Raw genomic sequence first — 1636 nt, forward strand, 5'->3', positions numbered from 1 at the left:
CTGCGGCCCTGGCGGGCCGCTGCTGTGGTGACGTTTTCGGGGCGGGCTGACGCTGTGCGCGTGGTCGTGGTCGGGTGTGCGAGGTCGGGTGGTCGGCCGTGCGGATGGGGCGAGCGCGGGTGCGCTCGCGGGGGCGGTGTGGCAGGGCTGGCCGGGGGGTCTGGATGCCCGCTGCGCGGCGCTGTGCGCCTGCGTGCGGGCCTGGCTCCGCTCCCCCGGTGTGGTCGCCTCGAGGGCGCCTCGCCGGCCGCTCAGCGCGGCGTCTGCCGAGGCCGGGTGCGCAGCTGCGCTGCGTGGCCGGCGATCGCCTCGAGCTCGAGGTGGCCGGGCGCTGCCGAACGGCTCAGATCAGGCCGGCCGTCCACAGCCGGCCTGCCCGGGCGGCATCCTCGATCCGCGGGAACCGGTAGACCGTCACGTCGCCCTCGACGTACACCGCCAGCGCGAATCCGAACCCCTCGCCCGCGGCCGCGGCATCCGGATCCCGATACGCCACCGCTCCCGCCAGACCCGGCCGCACCCACTCGTTGCTCGGCACCGGCTCGAACCGCTCCGCGAGATCGGCAGCGCCCACCACGGCGAAGAACTCGCCCACGCTCACGTACGCTCCCGACCACATCGCCGGGGCCGCCTCACGCGCCGTCAGCGCGACGTGAGCTCGGAAGTTGCGCGGCGTCGTCATGCCCCCATCCTCCCCGGCTCATCCCACCGCGCAGCACCCTGCTCCCGCATCAGCGCCTCGAACTTCTCCTCCGACAACCGCGGCAACCGGCGCGACTTCGGCAGCGCCCGCGGCTTCCACGACCGATCATGCTTGCGCGCCATGAACTCATCCACGCTCTCCCGCTGCGCGCCCGCCGGCTTCGGCCACACCTCGTCGAGCTCGTAGCGCCGCTCCACCTCGAACAGGAACATCACCCGCTCCACCTTCCGACCCCGCGCCCGCTCCTCCACCACCGGGAACCCGAACCCCACCCGCACCGCCTCAGGCTCCCCCGGACGCCACCCCTCGCCGCGGCCGCGCTCCACCGCGCCGATCACACCCTCCCCATCCGGCGTCACCACATGCCGACCCACCCACAACCCCCGCACCGAGATCACCGCCGCCACGCTCACGCCGCCACCCCCGGCTCATCCAGCCGCGCCAGCGCCGCCCGTGCGTGCTCGATATCCGCCTCGCTGTAGAAGCCACCCTCGGTGCCCCGCACGATCCGCGACTCCAACTGCGCCCGCCGCACACCCACCCGAAACGCCTCACGCGCCGCCACAACCTCCGGCAACGCCTCGAACCGCTCCCGACGCTCCTGCGCCGCGATCCGACCCAACAACGCACCCGAACTGATCCCCCGACCCCGAACCCCATACCGACCAGAAACCATCACCACCACCTCCCAAAACTCTGTATCTCTGACAGTTACAAACTACCGCACACCCCCGACACTCCCACCCGAAATCTGCTTGCAAAATGCAAACAACATTCACCCCGAAACCCGCTTGCAAATTGACAGCACAATTCACCCCCTGCCAAGACACCCCACAGCACCCCAACCAGCCGCCCATGGTCCCCAATGTCTGACCCCCCTCGTAGTCTGTAACTGTCAGAGATACAAACCCCAGGAAGGGACACACCATGACC

At 70.7% G+C, this 1636-nt stretch carries 3 protein-coding genes; all 3 read right to left on the reverse strand.

Annotation, left to right across the window (positions count from 1 at the left end; genetic code table 11):
• Positions 1–343: 343 nt before the first annotated feature.
• From ACFC3F_RS15010 to ACFC3F_RS15020, 3 genes are read right to left on the reverse strand one after another with little or no spacing between them, the layout of a single operon-like run.
• Complete coding sequence (locus ACFC3F_RS15010; protein WP_376131513.1) at positions 344–682, reverse strand: hypothetical protein; 339 nt, start codon at positions 680–682, stop codon at positions 344–346.
• The gene (locus ACFC3F_RS15015) at positions 679–1116 is read right to left on the reverse strand and encodes a hypothetical protein (protein ID WP_376131516.1); all 438 of its coding nucleotides are present in this window, start codon (positions 1114–1116) and stop codon (positions 679–681) included. The genes ACFC3F_RS15010 and ACFC3F_RS15015 overlap by 4 nt, the downstream gene beginning before the upstream one ends.
• On the reverse strand, positions 1113–1388 hold the full coding sequence (locus ACFC3F_RS15020) for a hypothetical protein (protein WP_376131518.1): 276 nt from the start codon (positions 1386–1388) through the stop codon (positions 1113–1115). Before ACFC3F_RS15020 ends, ACFC3F_RS15015 begins: the two co-directional genes overlap by 4 nt.
• Positions 1389–1636 lie beyond the last annotated feature (248 nt).

Source organism: Microbacterium sp. NPDC055910 (assembly GCF_042271185.1).
Classification (GTDB): domain Bacteria; phylum Actinomycetota; class Actinomycetes; order Actinomycetales; family Microbacteriaceae; genus Microbacterium.